The organism is Rhodococcus sp. 11-3 (assembly GCF_023704055.1).
Taxonomy (GTDB): Bacteria; Actinomycetota; Actinomycetes; order Mycobacteriales; family Mycobacteriaceae; genus Rhodococcus; species Rhodococcus aetherivorans.
This window is the reverse complement of sequence record NZ_CP080406.1, coordinates 2,153,647-2,166,529: the sequence shown is the minus strand read 5'-3', so window position 1 is coordinate 2,166,529 and position 12,883 is coordinate 2,153,647. Positions and strand designations below refer to the sequence as shown.

The following is a 12,883-nucleotide window of genomic DNA, read 5'->3' as shown; positions in this document are numbered from 1 at the left end:
TAGTGATGGACGCGCGCCCGGCCGTCGGGTGCGGCAGGCGGCGCGGCTGGGCCCCTACCGAGCGGCCGGCGAGCGGGCGACGCACCCGGGCACGGCCTCCCGGGGTGCCGCGAGTCGGTAGCTGCCGGCGTGGAACAGCAGCGGCTCGTCCTCTCCCCGTTCGTACTCCCGCACCCGGCCGACGAAGATGGTGTGATCGCCCTCCACGTAAGCATTTTCGCGGGTGCACACGAACCGGGCGAGGCATCCGCCGAGCAGCGGCACCCCGCCGGGCCCCTCGTCGACCGGCAGCCCGGCGAACTTGTCCTCGGCGGGCCGGGAGAACCGCTGCGACAGCCCCTGCTGCTCGACCCCCAGCACGTGGACTGCGAAATACTCGGCGGTGCAGAACGTTTCATAGCTGGGCGCCTGGTTGGCGAGGCAGAACAGCAGCAGGGGCGGATCGAGCGACAGGGAGGTCAGCGAGTTCGCGGTGATGCCGGCCCGCCGGGCGCCGGCACCGCGCGCGGTAATGACGGTGACGCCGGTGGCGAACTGGCCGAAGGCGTTGCGCAGGTCGCGGAGATCGAGTCCGTGGGTGGTCATGGCGTCACTCCTGTCCGGCGAGTTCGGCCATGAGCTGATCGGCCCGTTCGGGGCCCATGGCGGTGTAGCCGCCGTCGACGGCGTAGTCGGCTCCGGTGACGAACGACGCCTCGGGCGAGAGCAGGAACCGCACCACGGCAGCCACCTCCGCCGGGTCGCCGGTGCGGCCGAGCAGGTGCAGCGGCGCGGCCACCCGGTCGGCCTTGACGCGGTCCCCGCCGGAGAGCTGGTCGATGGCGTTGGACCAGGTCCAGCCGGGCGAGACGGAGTTGACGCGGATGCCGTCGGCGGCGAGGTCGAGGGCCATGTTGCGGGTGAGCTGGACCATGGCGGCCTTGCTGACGGGGTACGTCCAGCGCCCGGCCTGCGCGACGCGCGCGGAGGTGGAGGTGAAGTTGACGACGGCGGCCCGGTCGGAGCGGCGCAGCCACGGCAGCGCGAGCCCGGTGAGGACGGCGGCGCTGACGACGTTGACGTCGAGGGTGGCGAGCCAGTCGGAGCGGGTGGAGGCGGGCCCGTTGTCGCGGTAGACGCAGGCGAGGTTGACGAGGTGGTCGATGCCGCCGTGACGGTCGGCGATCGCGGCGACGGTGCCGGCGAGGGCTTCGTCGTCGGTGAGGTCGGTGCGGTGGAAGCTCGCCTGCTCGCCCAGCCGGTCGGCGACGGCTCCGCCGGCGGGATCGACGTCGACGATCGCGACGGACCAGCCGTCCTTGGCGAGGGCTTCGGCGACGGCCGCGCCGATCATGGTGGCGCCGCCGGTGACGACGGCAGTGGGGGCGGTGGTGGTCATGGCTGCTCCGGGGTCGTGGGGCGCGGTCCGTCGTCGGCGGGTTCGCCGGTGAGGGCGGCGCGGGTGAGCTCGAGCCGGGATCGGATCCCGAGCTTGCGGTAGGTGGTCTTGAGGTACTGCTTGACGGTGTAGCGGCTGAGGAAGAGCTTCTCGGCGATCTGCTGGTCCTGCAGGCCCGCGACGGCGAGGGCGGCGATCTCGCGTTCGCGGGCGGAGAGCTGCGAGGCGAGGTGGTCGGGCAGCGCGGCGACGCCCGGTGCGGCGGGCAACAGCTCGAGCAGTGCCACGACGCGGCGGGCGCCGCCCCGGTCGGTGACGCAGCTCTGCACCTGCAGGTGCCGGGACACCCCGTCGAGGCGCACGTCCAGGACGAACGTCTGCCGCATGCCGGCGTCGGCGTCGCGGCCGGGCCCGCCGGCTTCGATGAGCCCGGTCAGCCAGAGCGTGGGCTCGCTGATGCCGACCCGGCCGAGCAGGGCCCGCGCGGCGGCGTTGACCTGGCGTTGCCCGGTGGCGAGATCGAGGATGACCGTGGCCTCGCTCGACAGGTCGAGCGCGGCCCACAGGTCGTCCTGCACGGCGCGGGCCGCCTCCCGCCGAGCCACCTCGGTGACCGCGACACCCACGAGCCGGCCCAGGGCGCCGGCGACGGCGATCTCCGCGGGCGACGCCAGCGCGAGCCGGTCGTTGTCGGCGAAGTTGAGGGTGCCGACGACGTGGCCGCGTTCGATGATGGGCGCCTCGAGCACCATCCGCATGTCGTGCAGGCGGGCCACGTCGCGGAAGAACGGGGACTCGGTCCACGTGTTCTCGCTCATCAGCCGGCTGCTGTGGGTGGGGCGGCGGCGTTGCTCGAGCGTGCGCAGCACGGGGTCCTGGTGACGGCCGAGTTCCTCGTACAGCGTCAGGAAGCGTTCGCTGACGCCCTCCGCGGCGGCCAGCGGTGTGCGGCCGGGCGAGTCGCCGAACAGGTAGATGCCGAAGGCACGGGACGGCAGCACCCGCGGGACGAGGTCCATGCACAGGTCCTGGATCGCCTCGACCGTGTCGACGGCGAGGAGGGACTCGGCGACGTCGGCGAGATCGGTCGCGACGGTGCGATCGTCGTCGTCACCGTCGAACGGGAACTCGATGTCCATGGCCCCCTGCACCTCCTCGGCCGCCCGTGCGGCGGCCTCCACCCTCGTATCGGCAACCCGCCCGGCGTTCAGGACGCCGCCGGCCGGTAGCGGAGGACGAACGACCCGCGGTCGTCGACCTCGACGGCGAACTCGTCGGGCACCACGACGCTGCTGGTGCCCAGTTCGATGATCGCCGGCCCCTCCAAGTGTGCGCCCACGCCGAGGCCGTGCCCGTCGTACACCGCGGCCTCGACCATCGTCCGGTGCAGCACCGACCAGATCGGGCGGGTGCCGATCCGCCCGGTGCCGTCGCCGGTGGGCACGACGGCGCTGTCGAGGCGCGGCTTGGGGGTGGTGCCGACGACGCTGAGCCGGATGTTGAGCACGTCGATCGGCATGTCCGGGGAGCGGTAGCCGAACAGGGTGTCGTGCATGGCGTGGAACCGCTCGGCGACGTCGGCGAGGTCGACGCCGTCGAGGGACGACGGGTCGAGCGGCACGTTGATCTCGTACCACTGGCCGCGGTAGCGCATGTCCAGCGAGGGTTGCAGGGTCACCTCGGTGTCGGCGACGCCTTCCTCGGCGAGGATCTTGCGGCCGCGCATGGCCATGTCGTGCCAGATCCCGAGGAGTTCTCCGGTGTCGAGGGCGGCGAGTTCGGCCTTGTGGCTCTGCACGAAGTCGTGCTGGAAGTCGCACACGAGCATGCCGGCGGCGCAGAAGATCGACGACTCGCGCGGGGTGACGAGCACGGGGATCTCGAGTTCGCGGGCGATGGCGGCGGCGTGGACGGGCCCGGCTCCCCCGGCGACGACGATCGGGAAGTCGCGGGCGTCGAGACCGCGGCGGACGGTGATCTCCCGGACACCGGCGGCCATGCCGACGTTGACGACGTCGTAGATGCCGGCGGCGGCCTCCTCGACGGAGATGCCGAGGGGTTCGGCGACGTCGCGGCGGATCGCCTCGATCGAGGCCTCCCGGTCGAGGGGGATGTCGCCGCCGAGGAAGCTCGCGGGGTCGACGTAGCCGAGGACGACGTCGGCGTCGGTGACGGTGGCGCGGGTGCCGCCGCGGCCGTAGCAGGCGGGTCCGGGGACGGCGCCGGCGCTCTCGGGGCCGACGCGCAGCAGGCCGCCCTCGTCGACGTAGGCGATGCTGCCGCCGCCGGCGCCGATGGTGTGGATGTCGACCATGGGCAGGGCGATGCGGCCGCGGTCGATCTGCCCGTCGGTCATCACGAGCGGCCGGCCGTCGTTGACGACGGCGGCGTCGAAGCTGGTGCCGCCCATGTCGACGGTCAGGCAGCGGTCCCAGCCGTGCGGGGCGACCTCGAGCAGGCCGGCGGTGGGCCCGGACGCCGGGCCGGACAGCAGCGACAGGGCGGCACGGCGGGCCAGCTCGTCGGGGGTGGCGACGCCGCCGTTGGACTGCATGAGCAGCAGGATGCCGGTGAATCCCGCCGCGTCGAGCGCCTCGGTGAGCACCCGAAGGTAGCGCGTGATGATCGGTCCCGCATAGGAATTGAGCACGGCGGTGCTGGTGCGGTCGTAGTAGCGCACCTGCGGCAGCAGCTCGCTCGAGCGGGTCAGGTACACGCCGGGCAGCTCGGCGGCGAGGATGTCGGCGGCCTGTCGTTCGTGCTCGTCGCCGGCGTGCGAGTGCATGAACGACACCGCCACGGCCTCGACGCCCTCGCGCCGGAACAGTTCGGCGGCGGCACGCACGTCGTCGGTGGCGAGCGGGGTGACCTCGGTGCCCTCGTGGTCGAGGCGGCCGCCGACGGGCCGGCGCAGCGCCCGGGGCACGAGCGGCGCCGGCGGCGTGAGCCGGTTGTCGTAGGCGTCCTCGCGGGTGCCGTCGCGCATCTGCAGCACGTCGCGGAAGCCCTCGGTGGTGAGCAGGCCGGTCTTGGCGCCGGTGCGGGTGAGCAGGGCGTTGGTGGTGACGGTGGTGCCGTGCACGATGGTGTGGACCTGTGCGAGCAGGCCGGTGAGGGTCTCCCCGCGCCGCTCGGCGATCTCGGTCAGGCCCTTGACGACCGCGGTGGACGGGTCGGAGGGGATGGAGCTGGTCTTGTGCACGAGCCGGGTGCCGTCCTCGTGGACGACGAGGAAGTCGGTGAAGGTGCCACCGACGTCGACTCCGATGCGGATGCTGGGTGTTGCCGACATGGTCACTGTCCGCCTTTCCGGGTGTTGCGCAGCTGAGCGGTTGCCTCGGCGTCGAGGGTGCGGGTGGCGGCGTCGACGACGACGCCGTAGCGGATGCGGGCCTGTTCCGCGGAGAGCAGTTCGTTGCGGACCTCGTCGGCGACGAGGTCCGCGGGCCGCAGCAGCGGGTCGCCGTAGCCGGCGCCGCCGCCGCTGACGGAGCGGACCACCGAGCCGGACGGGAGCTCGACGAGTTCCTTCGACCCCCACTCGTGGGTGGTGCCGTCGGGGTATTCGACGGTCATGCGGTTCATGCCGGAGGGGCCGCCGCCGAACAGGCCGGCTCCGGGGGCGCCGCCCTCGGATTCGACGGATTCGCCGATGGTGACGCCGATTTCGGAGTCGCCGTAGCAGCGCCACGCCGAGCGGGTGCCGAGGCCGCCGCGCCACTGGCCGGCGCCGGCCGAATCCGGTAGGTACTCGTGATATTCGAGGAAGTGCGGGCTCGACAGCTCGAACATCTCCGGGTCCGGGGAGCGCATCTGCCCGGCGGTGCCGGTGAAGCCGAGCGCGTCCCACCCGTCGGTGCCCTTCATGGCGCCGGGGCCGTTGCGCTGGAACACGGTGAGGGTCACGAACGGCTGTTCGGTGCGCGGGTCGGTGCCGTTGAGGGCGGTGCAGATGAACTTGTTCCACCCGGCGGTGACGCGGTCCGGCAGGGCGTCGGCGAGGGCCGACATGATGGCGTCGACGACCTCGTCGCACATCTGGTTGCCGAAGATGGTCGCGGCCGGGAAGTGCGGGTTGAGCAGCGAGCCGGGCCGGAACACGGTGTGCACGGGCCGGAACAGGCCGTCGTTGGTGGGGATGTTGATGCCGCCGGCGGCGACGAGCATGAGGAACGCGATGCGCACGGCGCCCATCGCGGAGGCGGGCGGCATGTTGGTGATGCCGGGGGCCTGATCGTCGGTGCGGGAGAAGTCGAAGGTGACCTCGTCGCCGGAGACGGTGATGCCGCAGGCGACCTTGTAGCGGCGAGTGGGGTCGAGGCCGTCGGAGATCATCCAGCTCTCGCCGTGGTACACCCCGTCGGGCCAGCGGCCGATCTCGGCACGGACCTGCTTCTCGGAGCTGTCGAGGATGTAGTCCATGTGGGCGTCGAAGGTGCCGCGGCCGTAGCGGCCGAGCAGTTCGACGAGGCGGCGCGAGCCCACGGTGCACGCGCCGACCATGGACTTGATGTCCTCCATGACGAAGTCGATGCGGATGTTGGCGCCGACGAAGTCCCACACGTCCTTGCGCAGCACTCCTCCGGCCATGATCTTCACGGGCGGGATGCGCAGGGCCTCCTGCCAGATCTCGGTGGCGCTGGGGTTGTAGCCGCCGATGGTCATGCCGCCGATGTCGGCCATGTGGCCCTTGGCGGCGGCCCAGCCGACGAGTTCGCCCTCGTGGAAGATGGGCAGGTAGACGCCGGTGTCGGCGTTCTGGTTGCCGCCGGTGTAGACGTCGTTGTGGAGGATGACGTCGCCCTCGGCGATGTCGTCGCCGAAGTAGTCGATGATGTATTCGAGTGGCGGCTGGGCGCCGAAGGCGATGATGGCGGCGAACTCGGCCTGGGCGAGGGTGCGGCCGTGCTTGTCGAACAGCACCGTCACCAGGTCGCCGATCTCGTTGAAGATCGGCGAGCGGGACGAGCGCATCAGCATCGTCGCCATCTCCTTGGCGATGGCGTCGACGCGCCGCTGCAGCACCGACGCGAGGATCGGGTCGATGGCGGTGCCGCCCGCCGTGCCGGCGGTGGGGCGTTCCAGGGTGGTCATGATTGCTCTACCTCTCTCAGACCCGGTACAGCTCGGTCGGAAACTTGGACAGGGTGCGGGTGCGCCCGGCCTCGACGACGCAGGTGTCGGCCATGTAGCCCATGGCGCCGGAGTCGGCGTCCCACAGCATGGGGTGCAGGGCGATCACCATGCCCTCGGCGGTGGCGGTGACGGCCTCGTGGTTCTCGTTGTCCTGCACCATCTCCAGGCCCACCCACGGCTCCTCGAGCACGTCGAGGCCGAGGCCGTGGCCGGACCAGTAGGACGACCTGACCCCGTGCTGCTCGATCGCGGCGATGACGTCGCGCTGCACGCCGGACATCGTGGTGCCGGGGCGCAGGGCGGCGCTTCCGGCGGCCAGGCCGGAGCACACCGCGTCGGCGAGGCGCTGCACCTCCGGCGTGGGCGGGGCGAAGGTGACCATGCGGGACAGTTCCATCCAGTAGCCGGCGGGCCCGACGAGTTCGTAGCTGAAGGTGAACACGTCGTGGGCGGTGAGTTCCCGGCCGCCGGGGGCCCCGAACGTCGGGCACGGGCCGGTCGGCTCGTCGTCGGCGTACATGGTGAGGAACAGCGGGTCCTCGGCGCCGAGCGAGTAGGCGACGCGGTACATCTCGGCGGCGACGGCGCGTTCGGTCGTGCCGGGGCGGGCGATCTCGAGCAGCCGTTCGAAGCAGCGGTCGGCGATGTACGCGGACTCCTCGGCGCCACGGATCTCGGCGGCCGTCTTGACGGCGCGGACCTGCTCGAACATCGCACTCGCGTCCTCGAACACGGTGTCGGGCAGCGCGTCGGTGAGGTGCAGGTAGTCCTCGACCTTCATGACCTGCCCCATGCCGACGATGCCGACGCGGGCCGGTGCCGCACCCCGGGTGAGGGTCTTGACGAGCGCCTCGGAGAGCTTCTCGGCGTAGACGTAGTCGTCGATCCAGCCGGTGCGGGGCCGGCGGCCGCCCTCGAGGTTCTTCGGCAGCGCGAGGGTGGGCGCGGCGCCGGGGTGCAGGACGGCGTAGCCGTAGCGGTGCGAGAGGTTGTAGTCGGCGAGGTAGCGCAGGGCGCCCTTGTGGCCGCGGTAGTCGGCGGCGGCGAACAGCAGCGCGTCGTAACCGTCGCGCTCCATCCGCTCGTGCAGCAGCCGCCAGCGCCGGTCGCGCTCGGCGAGGGTGGCGATCACGCGCTCACCGCCCGCGGGAAGTGGCTGCCGCGCAGCGTGTTCCGGACCTGCCCGGCGAGGATCTTCGCGGTGCCGGCGGCGACGACCGCGCCGGGGCGGCGACCGGTGTGCTCGCCGATCCACCGGTCGGCGGCCGCGCGCTCGGTGAGCCACGGGAAGGCGGTGGGAGGTGCGTCGAAGACCTGCGCGAAGCGGGTGGCGAGGCGCTGGTCGGCGAAGCACGCGGTGAGCACCCGCTGCGGTGTCTTGCCGAGCGGTTCGAGGAGCAGGTTGGTGAACCGGTAGGTGCCGGCGATGTGCTCCTCGTAGACGCCTTCGAAGGTGCGGGTGATCCAATCGGCGTCGAAGGGTCCGTCGCCGCGGGCGAGGAGGGCGTCGAAGTAGTGCCCGGCCTGCCGGATGCCGGAGCCGGCGCCCTGACCGGCGACGGGGTCGTAGGCGACGGACGTGTCGCCGAGGCTCATCATCGGCCGGCCGCCCGGGGTGGTGCCCAGCCCGGAGCGCACGGACGGGGTGACCCGGCCCTTGAGCCACGAGTGCGGGTCGTCGAGCATCGGCTCCATGTTCCGCATCGACGGCCAGTCCCACGGGGCGTAGTCGCGGGCCAGGCGCGAGGCGGTCGCGAAGGCCTGCTCGACGGTGGTGACGTCGGCCCAGCAGTCGAACGGGCCGCCGGGCTTGGCCTCGAACACCAGGCACCAGACGTTCTCGCCGGACTTGTGCAGGAACGGCACCCAGAAGATCTCCCCGGCGTCGCCGAAGAGGTTGAAGCACACGCCCGTCGAGCCCTCGACACGGTTGGGGAAGGCGGTGCCGTCGGTGGGGATGCCGCGCACGAGCACCATGGCGAGGTTGCGCTGCGGGGTGTCGTAGACGCTGCGCCGCGCGTCGCGGGCGAACAGCGACGACAATCCGTACTTGCCGGTGGAGACGACGGTCAGGTCGCTGCCGGCGGCGATGTCGTCGAGGTCGTCGGGCTGCACCGATGTCACGACGATGTTGCCGCCGAGTTCGGCCAGGCGCACCATCCGGTCGTACGACTTGCGGCGCACGTCCACGGCACCGCCGGCGGCGTCGCCGAGCGCGGAGCCGAAGTGCACCAGCTCCTGCCCGATCTTCGGGCTGAAGCACACGTGCAGGGCGTCCATCGGCACGCCCTTGTCGTCGTAGCCGGGGCAGCCGAGCCGCAGCTCGGTGGCGACCGAGCGGTGGAACAGGGCCGCGGTGCCGGTCGGGGAGGTCTCGTGCAGGATCTCCTCGGCGGTCTTGTCGGTGTAGAGGTCTACTTGGAAGCCGTTGGCCTGCAGGGCCATCGACAGGAGGGTTCCGGCCTGGCCGGCCCCGATCACGGAGATTCTTCTCATGGCGGTCATCCCTTGTGCCGGTGGGTGGAGCGGTGGTCAGAAGAGTTCGAAGTACTCGCGGTGTTCCCACTCGGTGACGGTCTCGGCGTAGCCCTGCGGGTCGGGCTGCTCGGCCAGGTGCGCTTCGTAGCGCGAGACCTCGCTGGACTTCATGGTGACGAGGTAGTCGACGAAACGGTCGCCGAACGCCTCCCGGTAGAACCGGCTCGCCCCCAGGGCCGCGAGCCCTTCCTTCAGGCTCGTGGGCAGGTGCGGAACGTCGGCGGCGTACGGATCCACCGACGGGGCACCCGGCTCGGTCTTGTTCTTGATGCCGTCGAGCCCCGCGGCGGCCTGCGCCGCGATGTACAGGTACGGGTTGGCGGCGGGCTCGCCGACGCGGTTCTCGACATGTGAGGCCTTGTCACCGGGGGCGCTGATGACGCGCATCATCGCGGCCCGGTTGTCCAGGCCCCACGTCAGCCGGTCCGGGGCCAGGGAGTACGGGCGACGGCGGCGGTACCCGTTGATCGTGGGCGTCATGAACGGCGACGCGGCGGCGGCGTGGGCCAGGGTGCCGCCGACGTAGTGCCGGCCGATGTCGGACAGCAGCTCCCCCTCCCCCGGCACCATGACGTTCTCGCCGGTGACGGTGTCGACCAGGGAGGTGTGCAGGTGCCAGCCGCTGGCGTAGAAGCCGGGGATGCCCGGGGTGGACATGAAGGAGGCGAGGTAGCCACCGCGGCGGCAGATCTGCTTGACGGCGGAGCGGAACAGCAGCATCGAATCCGCGGCGGCCATGCCCTCGAGCACGTCGAAGGTGGTCTCGACCTGGCTCGGCGCCCACTCGTCGTCGATCGAGCGCAGCGGCAGCCCGAGCGCGGTGACGGCCTGTCGCACCGGGCGCAGCACGTCGTCGATCTCGTCGAGATGCGATTCGAGGAGGTAGTTGTAGCCGCGGGCGACGGCCGCGACCTCCGGCGGGTCGGCGGGCATCCCGGGGGCACCGAGGGAGCCGGTGACGAGCTTGTCGTCGAGGACGCGGGTGAGATACCACTCGACCTCGAGGCCGGTGATCAGGTGGTAGCCGGCGCTTTCGAGCTGGGCGAGGGTGTTGCGCAGGATGCTGCGGGGGGAGAACGGGAAGGGGCTGCCGTCGCGGAAGTACAGGTCGCACAGCACCCAGCCGGTGTCCGGCGCCCACGGCAGCACCCGGAAGGTGGTGGGGTCCGGAACCATGGTGAGGTTCGGGCTGCCGGACAGCTCGGGCATGTCGAACCCGCCGCCGGGGCTGAACGGGTTGAAGACGATGGCGTTGGCGGTGTCGAAGAAGAACGGCGCCATGGTGATCTCGGTGCCGGACTCGAGCGCCGCCAGGTAGCTGTCGACGGTCATCGTCTTGCCGCGGATCAGGCCGTGCTGATCCGGCCAGGCCAGGCGGACCATCTCGATGCCCTTCTCCGCGAGAAGGTTCCGGGCGCGGTCGGCGGCCTCCTGCTGCGCGGCGTCGTACAGGGCGTGGCGGGCGACGAACTTGGCTGAAGTGGACATGCGGTCCTCCGTGAGGGGTGGGTTCGTGGGGTCAGTCGCGTGCCGCGACGAGTGGGGTGTCGACCCCGATCGGGCCGGTGTGCACCGCCCCGCCCGGGGAGCCGAGCGGGGCGTCGCGCCCGGGCAGCACCGAACTGAAGAAGACGGCGTTGTCCTCGAGATGGATGCGGGTGGTCTCGTCCACCCGGCGGTCGTTCGAGATGGCCTCCATCGGGCAGACCGATTGGCAGGCACCGCAGTCGACGCATTCGAACGGGTGGATGTAGAGCTTGCGGGCGCCCTCGTAGATGGCGTCGACGGGGCATTCCTCCATGCACGACTTGTCCATGACGTCGGTGCAGGGTTCTCCGATGAAGTACGGCACGGTTCCTCCTGGGGGTGCGTCAGCTCGGGACGGGGCCGGCGTCGGTGGAGTGGCCGGGGAACAGCGGCGCATCGTCGTCGATGCGGTGCGCGATGTGGTTGACGGCGGTCGCGGCCTCACCGAAGCCGACGGACATCAGCCGCACCTTGCCGGGGTACTCGGCGATGTCGCCGGCGGCGTAGACGCCGGGGACGTTGGTGGCCATGTCGCGGCCGACCACGATGTGCTGACCGTGGAGTTCGAGGCCCCAGGTGCGCAGCGGCCCGAGCTGGGCGGTGAAGCCGAGCGCGGCGATCAGCTTCTGCGCCGGCAGCCGCACGGTGTCGCCGTGCTCGTGGCGCAGGACCTCGACGAGTTCGAGACTGTCGGTGCCGTGTGCGGCGGTGACCTCGGCGTTGGTGTGGATGGTCGCACCGCGGCGGCGTAGTTCGTCCACCGACGCGGCGTGCGCGCGGAAGCGGTCGCGGCGGTGCACGAGGGTGACGGACCCGGCGATCGGATGGAGGGCGAGCGCCCAGTCGAGGGCCGAGTCCCCGCCGCCGACGACCACGACGTCGCGGTCGCGGTAGTCGCCGAGGTCGGTGACGAAGTACGCGGCGCCGCGCCCGGCGTACCTGTCGGCGGCGTCGAGGGGCCGGGGCCGGAAGGACCCGATGCCACCGGCGACGAGGACGGCGCGGGTGCGGATGCGCTCGTCGTCGTCGGTGCGGACGGTGAGCACGTCGCCGTCGCGATCGAGGTCCACGGCCTGCCGGCCGAGGAGGTACTCGACGTCGTCGCCGGCCTGCTCGACGAGCTGCCGGACGAGGTCCTTGCCCTTCACCGCGGGCAGGCCGGCGACGTCGTAGATCTCCTTCTCCGGGTAGAGCGCGGCGACCTGGCCGCCGAGCTCGGGGAGCGCGTCGACGACGACGGTGCGCAGGCCGCGGATGCGGGCGTAGTAGGCGGCGTACAGGCCGGTGGGGCCGGCACCGAGGATGAGCAGGTCGGCGTCAGTGTTCATGACCGGCTCCGGGACTCGGGCACAGCGCCGGGGCGAGCAGGTGCTCGACGAGGTCGGCGAGGTGATCACGGGAGGGATCGGCGAACTCCGGTGCCTTGTAACGGATTTCGTCGGGGTCGGCGCCGGCGGCGCGGACCTTGTCCGGCTCGCCGGCCATGAGCCCGGCGATGCCGTCGACGGAGCTCTCGGGGTGGTACTGCACCCCGATGGCGGAGCGGAACGCGAAGGCCTGCACGAAGTCCCGGGACCGGGCCAGGACGGTCACGTCGGGCGGCAGCTGGAAGGTGTCCCAGTGGAAGGAGAACCGGGTGCCGGTGAAATCGACGGGGTGATCCAGCCCCGCCCCGCAGGCGGTGACGTCGACGAAGCCGACCTCGGCACGGTCGCTGCCGCGCACCGCCGTGCCGCCGAGCGCGAGGGCGAGCAGTTGGGAGCCGAGGCAGATCCCGAGCGTGGGCACGTCGCCGGCCGCGGCGGTGCGCAGGAAGTCCCGTTCGCGCAGCAGGTAGTCGTGCGGGTCGTCGGCGGACTCCTTACCGCCCAGGCAGATCACCGCGGCGGCCTCGTCCGGCGCGGGCAGCACGTCGCCGCGGAAGGGGCGGACGATCCGGATCGGGACGCCGTGATCGCGCACGACGTCGCCGAGGACGGTCAGGTCGGGGTCGTCGACGTGGGCGACGACGAGCAGGGGTTTCATACGGCACCTCGGGGTTCCAGAGTGTGTGTCCACGGTCGCCAGTGGTCGGTGGCGGCGAGGGCGCGCAGCAGGGCGACGGCGTCGGCGCGGTCGACGGCGATCCAGCTGCCGTCCGGGACGAGTTCGTAGGGGGTGAAGTCCCAGAACTGCGCGCGCCGGATCGCGTCGGCGACCTGCCGGTGGGCGGCGAGCTCGCGGTCGAGGCGGTCGACGCGCCGCGTGAGCCGGTCCACCTCGGCGCGCAGGCGGTCGAGTTCGGTGTTGTCGGTCATGGCGGGC

General features: G+C 71.8%; 12 protein-coding genes. All 12 read right to left on the bottom strand.

Going from position 1 to position 12,883, the window contains the following annotated elements:
• Positions 1-54: 54 nt before the first annotated feature.
• The gene (locus KZJ41_RS10455) at positions 55-585 is read right to left on the bottom strand and encodes a flavin reductase family protein (RefSeq protein ID WP_102799576.1); all 531 of its coding nucleotides are present in this window, start codon (positions 583-585) and stop codon (positions 55-57) included.
• A gap of 4 nt (positions 586-589) precedes the next feature.
• Positions 590-1,378 (bottom strand): SDR family oxidoreductase, encoded by a 789-nt coding sequence (locus KZJ41_RS10450; protein WP_006933109.1) that lies wholly within the window; start codon positions 1,376-1,378, stop codon positions 590-592.
• Positions 1,375-2,517, bottom strand: coding sequence for a LuxR C-terminal-related transcriptional regulator (locus tag KZJ41_RS10445; RefSeq protein WP_139310991.1), 1,143 nt, complete (start codon positions 2,515-2,517; stop codon positions 1,375-1,377). The genes KZJ41_RS10450 and KZJ41_RS10445 overlap by 4 nt, the downstream gene beginning before the upstream one ends.
• A gap of 68 nt (positions 2,518-2,585) precedes the next feature.
• Positions 2,586-4,670, bottom strand: coding sequence for a hydantoinase/oxoprolinase family protein (locus KZJ41_RS10440; protein ID WP_037200721.1), 2,085 nt, complete (start codon positions 4,668-4,670; stop codon positions 2,586-2,588).
• 2 nt (positions 4,671-4,672) lie between these two features.
• Complete coding sequence (locus tag KZJ41_RS10435; protein ID WP_251550727.1) at positions 4,673-6,472, bottom strand: hydantoinase B/oxoprolinase family protein; 1,800 nt, start codon at positions 6,470-6,472, stop codon at positions 4,673-4,675.
• 16 nt (positions 6,473-6,488) lie between these two features.
• On the bottom strand, positions 6,489-7,646 hold the full coding sequence (locus tag KZJ41_RS10430; protein WP_102799571.1) for a Xaa-Pro peptidase family protein: 1,158 nt from the start codon (positions 7,644-7,646) through the stop codon (positions 6,489-6,491).
• Complete coding sequence (locus KZJ41_RS10425) at positions 7,643-9,010, bottom strand: styrene monooxygenase/indole monooxygenase family protein (RefSeq protein ID WP_146034277.1); 1,368 nt, start codon at positions 9,008-9,010, stop codon at positions 7,643-7,645. Before KZJ41_RS10425 ends, KZJ41_RS10430 begins: the two co-directional genes overlap by 4 nt.
• A gap of 36 nt (positions 9,011-9,046) precedes the next feature.
• Entirely contained in the window at positions 9,047-10,540 is a 1,494-nt protein-coding gene (locus KZJ41_RS10420) for a glutamine synthetase family protein (RefSeq protein ID WP_043800073.1), read from the bottom strand.
• A gap of 31 nt (positions 10,541-10,571) precedes the next feature.
• Positions 10,572-10,904, bottom strand: a complete 333-nt coding sequence (fdxA, locus tag KZJ41_RS10415) for a ferredoxin (RefSeq protein WP_029542645.1) — start codon at positions 10,902-10,904, stop codon at positions 10,572-10,574.
• Positions 10,905-10,923: 19 nt separating this feature from the next.
• Positions 10,924-11,907, bottom strand: coding sequence for an NAD(P)/FAD-dependent oxidoreductase (locus KZJ41_RS10410; RefSeq protein WP_029542643.1), 984 nt, complete (start codon positions 11,905-11,907; stop codon positions 10,924-10,926).
• Entirely contained in the window at positions 11,897-12,604 is a 708-nt protein-coding gene (locus tag KZJ41_RS10405) for a type 1 glutamine amidotransferase (protein WP_029542640.1), read from the bottom strand. Before KZJ41_RS10405 ends, KZJ41_RS10410 begins: the two co-directional genes overlap by 11 nt.
• On the bottom strand, positions 12,601-12,876 hold the full coding sequence (locus KZJ41_RS10400) for a hypothetical protein (RefSeq protein WP_029542639.1): 276 nt from the start codon (positions 12,874-12,876) through the stop codon (positions 12,601-12,603). Before KZJ41_RS10400 ends, KZJ41_RS10405 begins: the two co-directional genes overlap by 4 nt.
• Positions 12,877-12,883 lie beyond the last annotated feature (7 nt).

What these genes read in the sequence shown, in the direction of transcription:
- KZJ41_RS10450 (WP_006933109.1), bottom strand. Translation starts at nt 1,378, where the DNA reads ATGACCACCACCGCCCCCACTGCCGTCGTCACCGGCGGCGCCACCATG.
- KZJ41_RS10400 (WP_029542639.1), bottom strand. Translation starts at nt 12,876, where the DNA reads ATGACCGACAACACCGAACTCGACCGCCTGCGCGCCGAGGTGGACCGG.
- KZJ41_RS10435 (WP_251550727.1), bottom strand. Translation starts at nt 6,472, where the DNA reads ATGACCACCCTGGAACGCCCCACCGCCGGCACGGCGGGCGGCACCGCC.
- KZJ41_RS10445 (WP_139310991.1), bottom strand. Translation starts at nt 2,517, where the DNA reads ATGGACATCGAGTTCCCGTTCGACGGTGACGACGACGATCGCACCGTC.
- KZJ41_RS10420 (WP_043800073.1), bottom strand. Translation starts at nt 10,540, where the DNA reads ATGTCCACTTCAGCCAAGTTCGTCGCCCGCCACGCCCTGTACGACGCC.
- KZJ41_RS10425 (WP_146034277.1), bottom strand. Translation starts at nt 9,010, where the DNA reads ATGAGAAGAATCTCCGTGATCGGGGCCGGCCAGGCCGGAACCCTCCTG.
- KZJ41_RS10440 (WP_037200721.1), bottom strand. Translation starts at nt 4,670, where the DNA reads ATGTCGGCAACACCCAGCATCCGCATCGGAGTCGACGTCGGTGGCACC.
- KZJ41_RS10455 (WP_102799576.1), bottom strand. Translation starts at nt 585, where the DNA reads ATGACCACCCACGGACTCGATCTCCGCGACCTGCGCAACGCCTTCGGC.
- KZJ41_RS10405 (WP_029542640.1), bottom strand. Translation starts at nt 12,604, where the DNA reads ATGAAACCCCTGCTCGTCGTCGCCCACGTCGACGACCCCGACCTGACC.
- KZJ41_RS10410 (WP_029542643.1), bottom strand. Translation starts at nt 11,907, where the DNA reads ATGAACACTGACGCCGACCTGCTCATCCTCGGTGCCGGCCCCACCGGC.